Raw genomic sequence first — 1,190 nt, 5'->3', positions numbered from 1 at the left:
TATGAATTAGTCGAAGATCTTAGCAACAACACCAGCACCTACTGTACGGCCACCTTCACGGATCGCGAAACGTAGACCTTCGTCCATTGCGATTGGTGCGATTAGCTCTACAGTCATCTGTACGTTGTCGCCTGGCATTACCATTTCTACGCCGTCTGGTAGCTGGATGTCACCAGTTACGTCAGTTGTACGGAAGTAGAACTGTGGACGGTAGCCTTTGAAGAATGGAGTGTGACGACCACCTTCATCTTTAGACAGTACGTATACTTCTGATTCGAACTTAGTGTGTGGAGTGATTGAACCAGGCTTAGCTAGTACTTGACCACGTTCAACTTCGTCACGCTTAGTACCACGTAGAAGTGCACCAACGTTCTCACCTGCACGGCCTTCGTCTAGAAGCTTACGGAACATCTCAACACCAGTACATGTAGTTGTAGTAGTGTCTTTGATACCTACGATAGCAACTTCGTCACCTACAGTTAGGATACCACGCTCGATACGGCCAGTTACTACTGTACCACGACCTTGGATTGAGAATACGTCTTCGATAGGCATTAGGAATGGCTGATCTACCGCACGCTCTGGCTCAGGGATGTAAGTATCTAGAGCTTCTGCTAGTTCAACGATTTTCGCTTCCCACTGCTCTTCGCCGTTTAGTGCGCCTAGTGCAGAACCTTGGATAACTGGTAGGTCATCACCTGGGAAATCGTATTCAGATAGAAGTTCACGAACTTCCATTTCTACTAGTTCTAGTAGCTCTTCATCGTCAACCATGTCACATTTGTTCATGAATACGATGATGTATGGGATACCAACCTGACGGCCTAGTAGGATGTGCTCACGAGTTTGTGGCATTGGGCCATCTGTCGCAGCAACAACTAGGATACCACCGTCCATCTGTGCAGCACCAGTGATCATGTTTTTAACATAGTCAGCGTGTCCTGGACAGTCAACGTGTGCGTAGTGGCGTGATGGAGTGTCGTACTCAACGTGAGAAGTTGCGATTGTGATACCGCGCTCACGCTCTTCTGGAGCGTTATCGATAGATGCGAAGTCTTTAGCTACACCGCCGTAAACTTTAGCAAGAGTAGTACAGATAGCTGCAGTTAGAGTTGTTTTACCGTGGTCAACGTGGCCGATAGTACCAACGTTAACGTGCGGTTTCGTACGTTCAAATTTTTCTTTAGACA

At 47.3% G+C, this 1,190-nt stretch carries 1 protein-coding gene; it reads right to left on the bottom strand.

All coding sequences use genetic code 11. The features are described 5' to 3' along the window. Positions 1 to 6: 6 nt before the first annotated feature. Positions 7 to 1,190: elongation factor Tu (gene tuf / locus R7E38_RS22775; protein ID WP_017822038.1), on the bottom strand; the 1,184-nt coding region annotated here is incomplete at its 5' end.

This window comes from Vibrio sp. Vb2131, assembly GCF_033338535.1.
Taxonomy (GTDB): Bacteria; Pseudomonadota; Gammaproteobacteria; order Enterobacterales; family Vibrionaceae; genus Vibrio; species Vibrio alginolyticus.
This window is presented reverse-complemented; position numbering and strand designations above follow the sequence as displayed.